This window comes from Ureibacillus sinduriensis BLB-1 = JCM 15800 (assembly GCF_000772955.1).
Taxonomy (GTDB): domain Bacteria; phylum Bacillota; class Bacilli; order Bacillales_A; family Planococcaceae; genus Ureibacillus; species Ureibacillus sinduriensis.
On the sequence record NZ_JPVO01000046.1, the window covers coordinates 56,538 to 69,987 of the forward strand.

Annotated in this window: 17 protein-coding genes; 5 read left to right on the forward strand and 12 right to left on the reverse strand. The window is 38.8% G+C overall.

Annotated elements, in window-relative coordinates; translation table 11 throughout:
• Nucleotides 1-79: 79 nt before the first annotated feature.
• The 3 genes from CD33_RS20475 to CD33_RS06715 form a co-directional block, all read right to left on the reverse strand.
• Nucleotides 80-517: a DUF4829 domain-containing protein gene (locus CD33_RS20475; protein ID WP_084591278.1), complete on the reverse strand. Its 438-nt coding sequence runs from the start codon at nucleotides 515-517 to the stop codon at nucleotides 80-82.
• Between the two features lie 280 nt (nucleotides 518-797).
• Complete coding sequence (paiA, locus tag CD33_RS06710; protein WP_036199331.1) at nucleotides 798-1,316, reverse strand: spermidine/spermine N(1)-acetyltransferase; 519 nt, start codon at nucleotides 1,314-1,316, stop codon at nucleotides 798-800.
• A 17-nt stretch (nucleotides 1,317-1,333) separates the two neighbouring features.
• Nucleotides 1,334-1,786 carry a MarR family winged helix-turn-helix transcriptional regulator gene (locus CD33_RS06715; RefSeq protein ID WP_036199333.1) on the reverse strand — a complete coding sequence of 151 codons (453 nt, stop codon included), beginning with the start codon at nucleotides 1,784-1,786 and terminating at the stop codon, nucleotides 1,334-1,336.
• A 126-nt stretch (nucleotides 1,787-1,912) separates the two neighbouring features.
• On the opposite strand from CD33_RS06715, the gene CD33_RS06720 reads away from it, so the two are divergent.
• Both CD33_RS06720 and CD33_RS06725 read left to right on the forward strand, forming a co-directional pair.
• On the forward strand, nucleotides 1,913-2,353 hold the full coding sequence (locus CD33_RS06720; protein WP_036199335.1) for a GNAT family N-acetyltransferase: 441 nt from the start codon (nucleotides 1,913-1,915) through the stop codon (nucleotides 2,351-2,353).
• A gap of 12 nt (nucleotides 2,354-2,365) precedes the next feature.
• Entirely contained in the window at nucleotides 2,366-3,010 is a 645-nt protein-coding gene (locus CD33_RS06725) for a YczE/YyaS/YitT family protein (protein WP_036199337.1), read from the forward strand.
• Between the two features lie 185 nt (nucleotides 3,011-3,195).
• Here the strand turns inward: CD33_RS06725 and CD33_RS06730 are convergent, their stop codons facing one another.
• Nucleotides 3,196-3,618 (reverse strand): hypothetical protein, encoded by a 423-nt coding sequence (locus CD33_RS06730; RefSeq protein WP_036199340.1) that lies wholly within the window; start codon nucleotides 3,616-3,618, stop codon nucleotides 3,196-3,198.
• Nucleotides 3,619-3,816: 198 nt separating this feature from the next.
• Here CD33_RS06730 and CD33_RS20150 point away from each other — a divergent pair, with 198 nt between their 5' ends.
• The gene (locus CD33_RS20150; RefSeq protein WP_156967302.1) at nucleotides 3,817-3,969 is read left to right on the forward strand and encodes a hypothetical protein; all 153 of its coding nucleotides are present in this window, start codon (nucleotides 3,817-3,819) and stop codon (nucleotides 3,967-3,969) included.
• A gap of 108 nt (nucleotides 3,970-4,077) precedes the next feature.
• Here the strand turns inward: CD33_RS20150 and CD33_RS06735 are convergent, their stop codons facing one another.
• Entirely contained in the window at nucleotides 4,078-5,409 is a 1,332-nt protein-coding gene (locus CD33_RS06735) for a methyl-accepting chemotaxis protein (protein WP_036199343.1), read from the reverse strand.
• Nucleotides 5,410-5,624: 215 nt separating this feature from the next.
• Nucleotides 5,625-6,824 carry a multidrug efflux MFS transporter NorA gene (gene norA / locus CD33_RS06740; RefSeq protein WP_036199345.1) on the reverse strand — a complete coding sequence of 400 codons (1,200 nt, stop codon included), beginning with the start codon at nucleotides 6,822-6,824 and terminating at the stop codon, nucleotides 5,625-5,627.
• A gap of 118 nt (nucleotides 6,825-6,942) precedes the next feature.
• Here norA and CD33_RS06745 point away from each other — a divergent pair, with 118 nt between their 5' ends.
• Nucleotides 6,943-7,770: a MerR family transcriptional regulator gene (locus tag CD33_RS06745; protein ID WP_036199347.1), complete on the forward strand. Its 828-nt coding sequence runs from the start codon at nucleotides 6,943-6,945 to the stop codon at nucleotides 7,768-7,770.
• A gap of 141 nt (nucleotides 7,771-7,911) precedes the next feature.
• Here the strand turns inward: CD33_RS06745 and CD33_RS06750 are convergent, their stop codons facing one another.
• The 6 genes from CD33_RS06750 to CD33_RS06775 all read right to left on the reverse strand — a co-directional run bounded on the left by CD33_RS06750 (nucleotide 7,912) and on the right by CD33_RS06775 (nucleotide 12,212).
• The gene (locus CD33_RS06750) at nucleotides 7,912-8,226 is read right to left on the reverse strand and encodes a spore coat protein (RefSeq protein ID WP_235863360.1); all 315 of its coding nucleotides are present in this window, start codon (nucleotides 8,224-8,226) and stop codon (nucleotides 7,912-7,914) included.
• Nucleotides 8,227-8,249: 23 nt separating this feature from the next.
• On the reverse strand, nucleotides 8,250-8,453 hold the full coding sequence (locus tag CD33_RS06755; RefSeq protein WP_036199349.1) for a hypothetical protein: 204 nt from the start codon (nucleotides 8,451-8,453) through the stop codon (nucleotides 8,250-8,252).
• 248 nt (nucleotides 8,454-8,701) lie between these two features.
• The gene (locus CD33_RS06760) at nucleotides 8,702-9,670 is read right to left on the reverse strand and encodes an NAD(P)-dependent alcohol dehydrogenase (RefSeq protein ID WP_036199351.1); all 969 of its coding nucleotides are present in this window, start codon (nucleotides 9,668-9,670) and stop codon (nucleotides 8,702-8,704) included.
• 172 nt (nucleotides 9,671-9,842) lie between these two features.
• Nucleotides 9,843-10,955 (reverse strand): sensor histidine kinase, encoded by a 1,113-nt coding sequence (locus CD33_RS06765; protein ID WP_036199353.1) that lies wholly within the window; start codon nucleotides 10,953-10,955, stop codon nucleotides 9,843-9,845.
• Nucleotides 10,945-11,628: a response regulator transcription factor gene (locus CD33_RS06770; protein ID WP_036199355.1), complete on the reverse strand. Its 684-nt coding sequence runs from the start codon at nucleotides 11,626-11,628 to the stop codon at nucleotides 10,945-10,947. The genes CD33_RS06765 and CD33_RS06770 overlap by 11 nt, the downstream gene beginning before the upstream one ends.
• An 11-nt stretch (nucleotides 11,629-11,639) precedes the next feature.
• Nucleotides 11,640-12,212, reverse strand: a complete 573-nt coding sequence (locus CD33_RS06775) for a VanZ family protein (protein WP_036199356.1) — start codon at nucleotides 12,210-12,212, stop codon at nucleotides 11,640-11,642.
• 265 nt (nucleotides 12,213-12,477) lie between these two features.
• Between CD33_RS06775 and CD33_RS06780 the strand changes: the two genes are divergently transcribed.
• Nucleotides 12,478-13,341, forward strand: a complete 864-nt coding sequence (locus CD33_RS06780; protein ID WP_036199358.1) for a hypothetical protein — start codon at nucleotides 12,478-12,480, stop codon at nucleotides 13,339-13,341.
• The last annotated feature ends 109 nt before the right edge of the window (nucleotides 13,342-13,450 follow it).

Sequence of the window (13,450 nt, forward strand, 5' to 3'; positions counted from 1 at the left end):
TCGTATTCTCTTAATATCCACATACTCTTGAAATTCCAACTACTCAACAAAGCTTGAGTTTCCTCACATATCTATGACATTAATATCCCCAATCATCCACGCGCCATTTGTTGGGTTTACCGTCCCTTATTAAGATCCAATTCCATTCTGTGTACGTTGAATTCGGTTCAAGGCTTCCATCGCCTCCAGAAGAATCAACATCAAAATTGGAAACCAACCCGATAACATTACCCGGGTCTATATTTTTCCCAGAACCTTTACCATATTTCAAATAATCTTCGGCAATTTTATTCGATTCCTCTTCTGTGTACCAAATTTCAGTAAGTTCACAACCTTTAAAACTTAAAAACTTCCTTTTCACACTAGCTACCGCCTCATTTATATCTTCCTTGGAAAACTTATCGGATTCACCTATACTGACTTGAGCATTACCGCTTTTACCAGACTCGCTCAGAAAGAGAATTGAAATTCCAATAACTGCAACTGCTAATACTATGTAAGGAAGTATCTTCTTCAAAAAAAATCACCCCTATAAAAAGAAGCAATACATTTTTTTCAAAACGTATTGCCGAATATAGTTTATTAATCCTCCAACTTTTCAAAAGCGACATACACAACGATGCCGAAAACACTTTAATTTATTATTCATACGATAGAGTCATGTCACAGTCCAACTCATCTAAAAAAATCCTTTGGCAAGAGGAGAAACCTTTTGAGGTTTTCATCATTTCTTGCAACAGTAGATTTAACCATATTTTACCACATTACAATCTCCTCGTTAATATAATTTACAGAAATTACACAATTGATTTTGTCATGATTATGTCAATTTGTTCTTCCTCTCCCATACAAAACGAATGCGCTCCAGTTTGTACAAAGCCCATTTTTTTATAAAACGCGATGGCATTTTCATTCTTCTCCCATACACCTAGCCAAATTTCCCTTTTCCGAAGTGCAACTGCCATCTCAATCGCCTGGTTTAGCAGATACTTGCCTAAACCATGTTTTTGATATTTGCTCTTTATATATATTCTCTCGATCTCAAGTGAATGGTCCCCCATTTTTTCTGATTGGGCATCATAAGTATTGACCTTTAAGTAGCCAGCGATTTCATCATTGACATAGACAAAAATGAATTGCGACAATGCATTAGATAACTCTTCTTCTAATTGTTTTAAATTAAATGCCCTTTCCAAATAGATTTTCATATTTTCGGGTGAATTCTGATCTTTAAAAGTATCGTTGAATGTTTCAATACTTAGTTCCTGAAGCGTTTGTAATTCTTCCATCTTGCATCTTTTTGTTGTAATCTTCATTTAATGGCCCCCTATAATTAATATTTCCGCTTATTTCCTTTTTTTACATACTCCCAGTCTTTCTCTATATTGGTACGCACTCTTTGAAGGAGAATGTAAATGGACTCTATTTCTTCATCTGAAAACCCTTGTAGCGCAACATGATTGGAATAATCATTTTCCCTTTTAATAAATGGATAGACACCTTCCCCTTTAGCTGTTGGGTAAAGTTTTTTTATTTTCTTGTTTTTGTCATCCACTTTCTTTTCAATAAAGCCATTACTCTCCAGTTTTTTTATGGCCCGGGCTGCTGTCGATCGGTCTACTTTTATCATCTCGGCCAACTTCTCCTGGATGATTCCGGGATTTTCGCATATACGCACAAGATACAAATACTGCCCTTTCGTAAGGTCCAATTCTTTAAATTCTATATTGCTTATCGAATCAAGTGCCCTTGCAATCATCCCGATTTCACGAAGTATTTCTTTCATCATGTACTCCTCAGCATTTATTTTTATTGCATATGCAATAAAATGTGTTATATATTAAACTTAAATTATTTTTGTTGTAAATGCAACAAAGATGATAACAAACTATATTCTAAAGGACTGATAGAGATGAACGTAAAAAGAATATTGAATGAAGAAGAGTTAAACACAGCATTTGAGATCAGAAAGGAAATATTTGTGGAAGAACAAGGGGTACCATTAGAGGATGAATTCGATCAATTTGATAATCTGGATGGATTATGCAAACACATACTAGTTTATTACAACGAACAACCAGTCGGCACGGGGAGAATCAGGTTTGTTGATGGCGTAGGTAAATTGGAAAGGATCTGCATCCTCAAAGATTTCCGCAAACTTGGGCTCGGCAAAATCATAATTAAGGAATTGGAAGCCATTGCAATAGAACGTGAAGCCTCGCAGGTTAAATTGCATGGCCAGACGCATGCAGAAGGTTTCTATACGAACCTCGGGTATTATACAGACTCGGACATCTTTATGGAGGATGGCATCCCACACGTTCTAATGCGAAAAGATTTATCCAGCAATTAGAGGGCGGAAAACGTGAAATATGTCTATTATGTACTCGGGATTTTAATACTGACCCTTGGCATCGCCCTTTCTATACAATCGAATCTTGGAACTTCCCCCTTTGATGCCCTTTTAGTTGGACTTTCCAAAAATGTGGGCCTTACTGTGGGAAGTTGGGAGATTATCATTGCTGTTATACTGATAGGCTGCAATGCACTGTTAAGAAGAGATAAACCAGAATTATCAGGTTTGATGACGGCTTTTATTACGGGGATTGGAATCGATTTGTGGCTTTATTTATTGCAGAACACCATCATTCCGGAAATTTGGTACAGTAGATTGGTTTGTTTCGGAATTGGCTTAGTCGTGACAGGGTTCGGAACTGCAGTCTATTTACAAACCCATTTTGCCCCTATCCCCCTCGACCGTCTAACATTAGTCATTCAGGAATTAGCTAGAACCAATCTATTTGTGTCGAGAACATTCCTTTACATTGTATTTTTGTTGATGGCCTTGTTAGTTGATGGCCCAATTGGCATTGGGACGATATTAACAGTTTGTTTGGGAGGACTTATGCTCAATTACTTTATGCCGCTCATAAAAAAATTCATAGACCTTTCAATACCTAACCATCAGGATAAGTTTGAAGCCCATCAATCAATAAAAGATATTAAATAACGGCAAAACGCTGCTGAACGCAAGATCAACAGCGTTTTTTTATCATTCGCCATGTTTTATTAAATGCCTGCTTCCGGGGGAATTTTAATCCAATATCCCTTATTACTAAGTAGATGCAGGTTCCATATACATAGACTAAGCGTTAAGTAATCTAGGAGTGAGAACAATCCCAACTTAAGTATTGACTACTTCGCCACTTCGATTAGTTCTTCTATTGAACTGCCGTTTACAAGCTTGTATTCCTTGCCGCGAATATCAATCATTCCGTCTTTGTAGATAACTATGTTCAGACCGGTTAGTGATCTGGCATTATTTTGAATAGCCAATTTATACTTTTCCTGATCAAAGTCTGCCTCTTTAAACGGAACCCTCTTCACTTCCCATTCCTTTAAAGCAGAAAGCACTTCATCATACTGCTTATCAGATGGCTCTAGAAGTGCCTCGATTTTCCCATCCTTCCTGATGGCAATCCCCTGTATTACTTCTTCTGTATTATCCAAACTCGTTACAAATGCATCTATAAAATTTCTTGTTTTGAATTCGGGATATATAATAAAGATTGCCGCCAGAATCCAGAAAGCTACTAATGGCAAAATGAACTTTTTCACTCCCCATTCCTCCCCTTAATTTCTTAAACTTCCAACACATTTTATAACTTACTTACGGAGAGATTTTACCAAAAGTTTCATATATGACGCTTTTATACATCGCATAGGTGGATTTTTTCCAAAACTAGGCTTACATCTGTTATATATCAATAAATAATACAATATACTGTTATATATCAAATAAAAAGGAGTGGTAAAATGATTACTGAAAGAGAGCGGCAAAACATGATGCAGTTTCTAATCCGATATTTCGGAGTCGATCCGAGACACTTAGTGGATATTAGCGATTCCCTATTAGAGGCGACATACGATTTTGCCTATAGAAGAACTGAAATGGAATGTGATTTTTAAGTTAAGTTATATGACAAAAACTAAGGGGCTGATTCAAGTTTAATTGAACCGGCTCCTCCAGTAATTGAGACGATGACCAAACCTTAAGCAATCTGGAACGGGACTGTCTTATTTGATTTTGAACTTATTAATCTGTTCATTTAATTTGATTGCCAAGCTATCCAACTCTCTTGCAGAGCTTGCGATGCTTTCTATGGAAGCCAACTGTTCCTGTCCTGTTGCAGATATTTCCTCAGTGCTTGCTGCAAAGTCTGCTGCTTCTGATGTTAGTTGCTGAATCTGGCCCGAAACTGTCTTGGCATTCCCATTAACACTGCTCATAGCTGTTGCTGTTTGTTTCAATCCGTCTACTATTCCTTCATACATATCTTTTATCTTATCGAACGCTTGCTCTGTAATCTTCAATCCATCCCGTTGCTCATCGACTAATTGATTTGAGTGTTCTATGTTCATAACAGCCAAGTCGGTCATTGTTGAAGTTTTTTCAATAATAGAAGTGATTTCACTGGCTGAAAGGGAAGTTTCCTCTGCCAGCTTCCTAATTTCATCTGCCACCACGGCAAATCCTTTACCAGCTTCGCCGGCTCTTGCTGCTTCGATGGAGGCATTCAAGGCAAGTAGATTCGTTTGGCCCGCTATAGCTGTAATCATTCCGACAAACCCGGTAACTTGATTTATCATGCCTTTCAGTTCGTTTATAGATCGATTGACTTCTTTGGATACTTGAAGAGTTTCATCCATTTTCTTCGTTTGACTATCTACACTTGTTTGTCCTTCATGAATAGATGCCAAGGATTGATATGCTTGTTCAGCACTTGCTGACGTTGTTGTGGCGATTTGATCGATTAGCATAGCTACTTCTGATAGCGTCCCACTAATGCCACTCATAGTCTCGGCTTGTTCCGAGTTGCCCGCAGCTAATTGATCTATCGTAGTTACTACCTGGGTAATGGCATTCACATTTTCGCCCGTATTTTTAGTAAGGTTGTCCGATTGCTTCGTAACAGTCAAAGACACCATCTGTAATTCGGAGGCAATCACCTTTAATTTTTTTCTAGTTTCATATAATGCTCTTGCCATATCTCCTGTTTGATCTTTTATCTGACTCAGTTGCTCTAATTCATCATCTGTATTCGACAGATCGAAAGCAGCTGTCTTTTCGGCAAATTCGGTTACTTTGACAATTGGTCTTTCTATCGATTTTCCTAAAAAGTATGATAGAACGACGCCTATAACTAAAGAGATAATTAATCCCCATAATACCGGTGCGGGCACCATGAGTCCTGTCTGCATTTCCTGGATCGCTTCTTGGTTGGAAATAGTTTCCGATGTATTGCTGTCATTATTTCTCATAATCAATGAAGCGCCCACATTAATGGCAGCTACCAATATAGAGTTTACTAATGATAAGAGAATAATCTTTGTAGATATTTTTTTCATATGATTCTGGCCCCTATTAAAATTTAGTTAGATTGTTCATTCAATCATTGAATGTCTTGTGGTCCTTTTCAATTTGCACAAGAAATATCCTTCCGGTTGCTATTCATTATTAATGTTGCACCTTAAAAAAACCTTAAAAATTTAATATCCTGATCAAAGAAGCGTCAAAATGAAAAAAACGTTCATCCTGTATTGGATAAACGTCATCTTGTAGATCAAAGCTCTGCTATTTTAGCCTTCACTTTGGAAGTGGCGCCATTTTTTTCTGGCTTCTTCCAGAACATTGTTATAACAATGCCAACTACGAGCAGGATTGTAGCAAAATAGTATGGGTAGTTAATGTCTATATCAAACAACATCCCTCCCAAGATTGGTCCGCTAATATTCGCCAGACTTGTAAACATGGAGTTCATTCCGCCAACAAAACCTTGTTCATTGCCGGCGATATTGGAAAGATAGGATGTCACTGCCGGTCGGAATAAATCAAATCCAACAAAGACAATAAAAGTAACAAGCAAAATAGAGAAATACGAATGAACAACCGTCATTAAAAAGACCAATAAAGCGGATAAGATCAAGCTGTATCGGATGAGTTTGATTTCTCCCCAAATACGGGTTAATTTATCAAATAGAATAACTTGTGCCACTGCACCGAATATTGCCCCACCCGTAATCACAATCGCGATATCCGATGGTGTAAATGCGAATTTGTGGTCGACAAATAGGCTGAAGAATGACTCAAAGGCAGCTAAACCGAACGAAGCAATAAAGATTAAGATAAATGCAATCAGATATTTTGGTGCAGTAATACGCTTGATGCCGACCCTGCCGTCTTCGGCTTGTTCAAACGTCTCCTCTGTACGTTCCGGCTCTCTCAATAAAAGAATCGAGAGTATACCGGCGATGATACCAAGGCCGCCAGCAAAGAAGAACGGAATACGCGTTCCAAATTCCGCCAGAAACCCGCCGATACCCGGACCAATAATAAATCCTGTACTGATTGCGGCCGACATATACCCAAGTGCCTTCGCACGGTTATTCAAATTGGTAATATCCGCAATAAAAGCTGTAACGGCCGGCATAATGAAACCAGCACTTATCCCTCCCAATATACGGGAAATAAATAACACTTCAATTTCCTTGCCGAGCCCGAACAATAATTCCGAAAGGCCAAAAATAAATAGACCAATTACAATCATTATTTTTCTGCCAAATCTATCAGCAGCTTTCCCTGCAAACGGTGAAACAATTAGTTGTGCGATGGCAAAAGCCGCTGTTAAATAACCAACAGTTGTTCCGTCTATCCCTAAATCATTCATCAAGGTAGGTAAAACCGGAATTACTAAACCAATCCCCAAAAAGGCTATGAATAAATTCATCAATAGCAATCCCAAGGTGACTTTATATGTCCTCATCTTTTTTCATTCTCCTTACAAACTAAATACTGCAATTAATCTTTTCCGTTTTAAATTATTTACAACTTCTATCCTAGTGTATATAGTAACTATATAGTCAAGGGCGGTGTTGTAAAAATTGAGTAAAAAAGATGGCAAATATTTGACAACCGGTGAATTTGCAAAGCTTTGCAAAGTAAACAAGCAGACGCTATTTTATTATGAACAAATCGGTCTTTTGAAACCGGTGATGAAAAATAAAAATCGTTACCGCTTCTATACCGTTCATCAATTGGAATACTTTTTTGTAATCGATTTATTAAAGGATCTTGGCATGTCGCTTAACGATATCCAGCAGTACACGCAAAATAAATCGCCTGAAAGATTTCTGGAACTAATGTACAAAAAGAAGGAGGAAATCGTGAAAAAACGCCAGGAGATCGAAGCGAAAGAGAAAATGATTGAGGCCAAGATTGCATTGATGGAGGAAGCTTCGAACCTTGGTTTTAATGAGATCACCCTTGAACAGTTACCAGAAGCGACACTGTACTTGAGCAGAAAAATTGAAAATATCACGGATGAAAAGTACGTGGAAGTCATCTCGGATTTTATCGAGGAATTGAGCGAATCGCATCTTGATTCAGGGTATCCCATCGGCACCATAACGGAACGCGAGCAAGTATTGAAGGGTGAATTCTCGAATTATAGTTATTTATATATCGAGCAACCGACCCCGAAGGAAGGACACCCTTATTTTAAAGCAGTAAAAGGGGATTTTTTAATCGGCTATCATGTCGGGGATGAAAATACAATCGGCACTACCTATCAGCGCCTTTTTTCAGAAATGGAACGCCTCGATTTAGCACTGGGAGATCATGTTTTTGAAGAATATGTTTATGATTCAGTCGTAAAGAATGACACGGAGCATTATGTGACCAAGATCATGATACAAGTCAACAAAAAATAACCTGATTGTCAGGACAGGCCTCCATAGTTGAATCATCATCGATATCTTTGTTTTCAATACAAAAAGACTGCCGGCAAACTCAAGTTGCAAGTTTACCGACAGTCTTTGACCCCGGATGGTTGATCCGATGGTTATCTAAGTTTATTCTTTTACTGAATCTAGAACAAAATCGGCTTTTTCTAAATCATGCCTCATCTGTTCATCTAAATCATATGCATGATACATTTCTTTTTTGATCATATATTGGGCAATCTTATCATGCGTGTCAATCGCAATATCCAATTCACGGCGCAACAGCTTTTTCAAAGAAGGAGTAGCTGTTTCTGTAATGGCTGTTGCAAGATTTCTTACACCAGCTTTTGCCGAGACAAGTAAATCGGTTGCGATTGCCAGGTCATCAATCATGGGCATTTCAAGCTGTTCATTATTTGTTTCATCTGTTTTCTTAGCAGTCATTACAAATCATCCTCCATTCTCGTTTAGGCACTTGCATCCGCAAGTACTTTTCTTAAATCTTTAATTGCTTTTGTGGATAGTTCTAGGTCTTCCTGGATAATTTCTTTTAGCTCCTCATCCTGAACGAGATCTACAAATAACTTACTCTTTGTAACACATGCTGTTTTAAAAATCAGTACTTCATGTGCCTCCAATTGTTCGTGCAGTGCAAGTTCCTTCGTTGCCATTCCATTACCTCCTAGTACTGTTATGTTATTTGAATACCCGGTAATATTATTTTCAATCAAGAATTTTTAACGAAGACACACTCTTTGCGTGGTAATTATAAGATTCTTTAAATATTAGAAATGGCACTTCCCTTTTTTAGGGAAATGCCATTTCATGTAAACCAATTGGTTGAACGAATTAAGCTTATTTACTAATGGGGGTTGAAAGGCTGGACGATTATAACCTCATAACAAGGCTTGTTGCTATGTTACACTTTGACGACAACATTGCCCCTCTTGTGCCCTTCCTCTACATATTTGTGTGCTTCAATGATTTCATCCAAATTGTAGTATCGATCGATTACGATTTTCAATTTCTCCATTTCAACCAACTCTTTGAGGAAATTTAATGCCTCTGCGGTTTCAGGGGAATTTCGGCTCAACAATATCTTCTTTTTGCTGGTCATTTGAGCCCATAGCATTTCAACACTTGGCAATGGTTCCGTAATGTTTATATAGATGCCATCTATTTTTAGTACTTTCATGCAGGCAGAAAATGAAGACTTGTTCACTGCTTCAAATATCACATCATAAGTCTCATCAATCTCTGAAAAGTCTTGTGCTGTATAATCAATTACCTGGTCAGCACCGAGAGATTTTACTAACTGCACATTTCTAGTACTGCATACACCTGTAACAATTGCACCGAAATACTTAGCGATTTGTACTGCATAACTCCCTACACTGCCAGAAGCACCATATACCAGAACCTTTTGGCCTTCCTGCACATTCGCTTTTCTAAGAAAATTCAATGCTGTGCGTGCCCCGATCGGAATGGCAGCGGCTTCTGCATAAGTAATGTTGCGTGGTTTGATTGATACAGGACCATCTTCAGGCAAACACTTGTATTCGGCATACGCACCAAAATCCGCGAGAGTTGCAGCAAAAACCTGGTCACCTTCTTTAAACCTTTTGACATTTTTCCCTATTGCCTCGACTTCCCCGGCCAACTCCATTCCCAATATCTCTTTTTTAGGTTTTAAAAATCCCAATGTTATGCGGGCTGGCAGCCAAAAAGCCGGGGGAACCGTAAAGCTCCGTGATCGAATATCGGCCACCGTTACGGTTGTTGCTTTTACTTTTATCAAGATCTCATGATCTTTTGGAAAAGGCTTTTCTACTTGTTTCATTTGGAGAACATTGGGGGGTCCATAACTTTCATATATAATCGCCTTCAACTATCCACCTCGAATTCGAAATATAATATCATATGAATTCTACGGGTAAATAGACCATTTATTCACTCTAGAAGCGCGGTTGCTATTAAACAACAGCAATTGTTTTGTCAGGTTTTTTAATGATTTTGACTGAGAAAATTGTTGAATGCATTTCCCTACTTAGGTACACATTCTACCATTCCTTCAATAAATTTATAGTAAAAGAGGTTCTCCCCGGTGTGCTCTTTGCCTTGATTTCGCCATTATGGAGATCGATGATGCTTTTCGAGATTGCCAGCCCTAAACCTGACCCTCCCGTAAATTGTGACCGAGACTTTTCCACACGGTAAAATCGTTCAAAAATATGCGGAAGATCCGATGGGGGTATGGCCTGCCGCCCGTAGTTAACGATTTCAATCTCGATCGTTTTATCGGTTTCGCTCAGATGGACATCAAGGTATTTACCATCACTCCCATATCGGATGGCATTTTGGAAGAGGTTCTCGAAGACCCGTGCCAGCTTTCCTCCATCCCCTATAACAATTGGACTCATTGCTGAAGAATAGAGGCGGAACTCCACCCCCACTTCTTCTAATTGCACTTTTGATAGCACAGCGAGCTGATTCAGCATCTCTTCAAGATTGACGGCGACCTTTTGAATGTTGACATGCTGATTATGCATATACGTATACTCAAATGTATCATTGATCAACGCATGCAAGCTGGCGGCTTTCTCATGAATCACTTGAACATAATGGCGAAGCTCCACCTCGTCACGGTACCCATCATTGTTGATAAGCTCCAGATAGCCAATAATCGAAGTGAGGGGTGACCTTAAATCGTGTGCAACATTTGTCACTAATTCATTTTTTAATTGCTCAGCTTTTTTCACTTCTTCAATAGCCGCTTCTGATCTAGCGATAATTTTTTGAAATTCTTTAAAGACGGCTTGAAATTCAGGTTGAACTGAAAGAGCAAATGACCCAGGTTTCCCCTTAGCCATTAATTGGACATCCTCCGCCATTTTCTCTATATAAAAAGCAAGATACCGTTTCCGCTCATATTGGTAAAAAATGAATAGAAATAGCCCCGTCATGGCAAGGTGAAAACTGAAAATGATTAATTTGGGAAAATAGGACAATATGTAAAGCATGCTTTCAAAAAATCTGGAGTTATCCTCCAACACCTCCAATGCCGGCAAAAGGATGGCTCCTGTCACCATTGATAGCATTAAAGCGATTAATAGATATAGCAGCACTTTCCATATTGGGAGAAAACGAAGCAGGGTCATAACATTATTTTTCAATTTTATACCCCACTCCCCAGACGGTTTGAATGATTGTTTCGCCTGGCAAAGCTGCTTCCAGTTTGTCCCGGAGGTTGCTGATATGAACCATCACTGTCTGGTTTGATCCCTCTCCCGGTTCATTCCATACCCTTTCAAAAATCTCTTCCGATCCAAACACACGCCCGCGATGCTTAGCGAGTAAAAATAAGATTTCAAATTCTCTTGCCGTCAACTTAATAGCATTTCCTTCGACGGATGCTGCATGGCTCTGTTTATCTATTTCCAGAAGGCCTACACGGAGTACATCCTCATCCTCTTTCGCAAGCTGGTAACTTGCCCTCCGCAGCAACGCTTTTACTCTTGCTATCAACTCCAAAGGATTGAACGGCTTGATCATATAATCGTCGCCACCCGTCATTAACCCGAGGATCTTATCCATATCCCCCACTTTTGCGCTAACCATCAGAATCGGGATGCTGCTGTGTTTGCGCACTTTTTGGCAAAACTCCAGTCCATCCATATTCGGCATCATGATATCCAATACAATAAGATCGTAGGGAGATTGCTCCAACATTCGGAAAGCCTCCATCCCGTCGGATGCTTTGGCCGTATCGTAACCTTCATTTTTCATATATACCTCAATCAACTCAGCAATTTGTCGATCATCATCCACAATTAAGATCTTCGTCATTTTTTTGCTCCTTACTTTGAATGAAGCTGCATTCTTTGAAAAATACCTTCAAATAATTGTACCTTCATCAAACTTCTTACAATGAGATAACCAATGACAGCACCTGCCGTATTGGCCAATAAGTCATTAATATCCGTACTTCTCCCATTTCCTAATGTCACTCGAATTAGAAGCTGCACTAATTCAAAGGAAAGACTAAAACCAAACCCCAGTTTGGCAATTTTTCTAATAGAAGTTTCTTTCTTGCTCAACAATGGGATGTACATGCCAAAAGGGAGTAGCATGATGACATTCAATAAAAACGTCTTAACATCGATTGTTAAAACCGGAATAAAGTTGATTGTTTTATACCATGGTGTTTGATTGGCATAGCGTCCAATATTGACATCGATTGGGAAAAACACCAAGTGAATGGTACATAGCAAGTATATCCCAAAGGAAAGAAGAACGACAAACTGAGCTAAATTGACTTTCCGTTTTCGTCGTATCGTCCATGTGATTAATCCTACCAAACCAAGCAGCATGAGCGGAATTAATACGACCCATGAATCTATCGTAAACATTATTGATTTTGACTCTTCCATCTATATACCTCCAAAATTCTTTATCTTTCAATGCAAATTCAGTTTAGATGAAAATTCTAAAGTTTTTATAAAGAACAAATAAAGGTTCCCTTAATTTTCGGTGGAATCAACTAACATCCTGAAGGAATCCTGTGCGTTCATAATTTAAGGGAACCTTTAAACTATCTTTAGCAAATCTTTAGAACTCTTCTATATGCTATAGACATTCAACCAATTGCTTTCGCGGCCTGGGTTGAATGTACATGCAATAAATGGAGGGATAACAATGGAAAAAGAACGTGGAAAGAAGAAAAAACAGAAAGGAACAATGTTTAAAAGAAGTCTATTCGCGGCTTCTGCTGTATTTGTCATTGGAGCCACTACCGTTGCAGCTCAAAATAGCGATTATTTTTCGATGTTTTTTGGGCATGAAGGAAATGCAATGGACGCTAATCAAAATTCCATAAAAGCGTCCAAGATTGTATCCGGAATAGAGATGGAAGTAGAAGAAACGATTATAGGCGGCAAGAGCGCACTCATCATCGTATCGTTTGAAAAGCAAGATGGAACGGCCTTCTCTAATAATGTCAAAGTCCCTGCACTAGAACTGGATTGGAAACAGAATGCAAGTTATATGGTGGACCAACAAATGACGGAAGACCACAAAAAGCTCATCGCGATGTTTGACATCGATACAACGAAAAAAATCGATGGGAAAAAGTTGAAGATCATGGCTAATAAACTTGTCGATGAAAGCACCGATAAGGTAATAGCCGATGGTCCTTTCCACTTATCATTTGAAGCAAGCGAAAGCTCAAGTTCCAAGACGATTGAAACGAATATCAATCTAGCTTTATCCGATGCGGAGCTTTCACTTCAAACGATCAATATTTCGGCAAATGGGATAGGCGTTGAGGGAACACGCCAAGACGGGAAAACTGGCGAGTTGCCGCAATCTACGCCACTACTGAAAGTAACGACTTTAGATAACCACACGTTTGAACTTAAGTCCGGTTCAACGAGCACAACCGAAACAGGATTCAAGTGGCAATTCAACTTGGATGAAGCGGGAGAGAGGCTCCTATTAAGCAATGAAAATATTAAAAGTGTGACGATTGATGGCCACACCATAGAGGTAACCAAAGAGTAAAAATGTAGTGTAAGAAATAAAATGAAAAGTCGATTTCAGCAGTTTGAAATCGACTTTTTTTATCGGCTTTTACCGCTTAGTCCTCTGAAAAAGCCAAGGGGATCATTGT

Bases quoted from the DNA above. Each gene is read 5' to 3' on its own strand.
- norA (WP_036199345.1), bottom strand. From the start codon at position 6,824: ATGAGGACATATAAAGTCACCTTGGGATTGCTATTGATGAATTTATTC.
- CD33_RS06770 (WP_036199355.1), bottom strand. From the start codon at position 11,628: ATGACGAAGATCTTAATTGTGGATGATGATCGACAAATTGCTGAGTTG.
- CD33_RS06715 (WP_036199333.1), bottom strand. From the start codon at position 1,786: ATGAAAGAAATACTTCGTGAAATCGGGATGATTGCAAGGGCACTTGAT.
- CD33_RS06775 (WP_036199356.1), bottom strand. From the start codon at position 12,212: ATGGAAGAGTCAAAATCAATAATGTTTACGATAGATTCATGGGTCGTA.
- CD33_RS06735 (WP_036199343.1), bottom strand. From the start codon at position 5,409: ATGAAAAAAATATCTACAAAGATTATTCTCTTATCATTAGTAAACTCT.
- CD33_RS06780 (WP_036199358.1), top strand. From the start codon at position 12,478: ATGGAAAAAGAACGTGGAAAGAAGAAAAAACAGAAAGGAACAATGTTT.
- CD33_RS06750 (WP_235863360.1), bottom strand. From the start codon at position 8,226: ATGACTGCTAAGAAAACAGATGAAACAAATAATGAACAGCTTGAAATG.
- CD33_RS06720 (WP_036199335.1), top strand. From the start codon at position 1,913: ATGAACGTAAAAAGAATATTGAATGAAGAAGAGTTAAACACAGCATTT.
- CD33_RS06755 (WP_036199349.1), bottom strand. From the start codon at position 8,453: ATGGCAACGAAGGAACTTGCACTGCACGAACAATTGGAGGCACATGAA.
- paiA (WP_036199331.1), bottom strand. From the start codon at position 1,316: ATGAAGATTACAACAAAAAGATGCAAGATGGAAGAATTACAAACGCTT.
- CD33_RS20150 (WP_156967302.1), top strand. From the start codon at position 3,817: ATGATTACTGAAAGAGAGCGGCAAAACATGATGCAGTTTCTAATCCGA.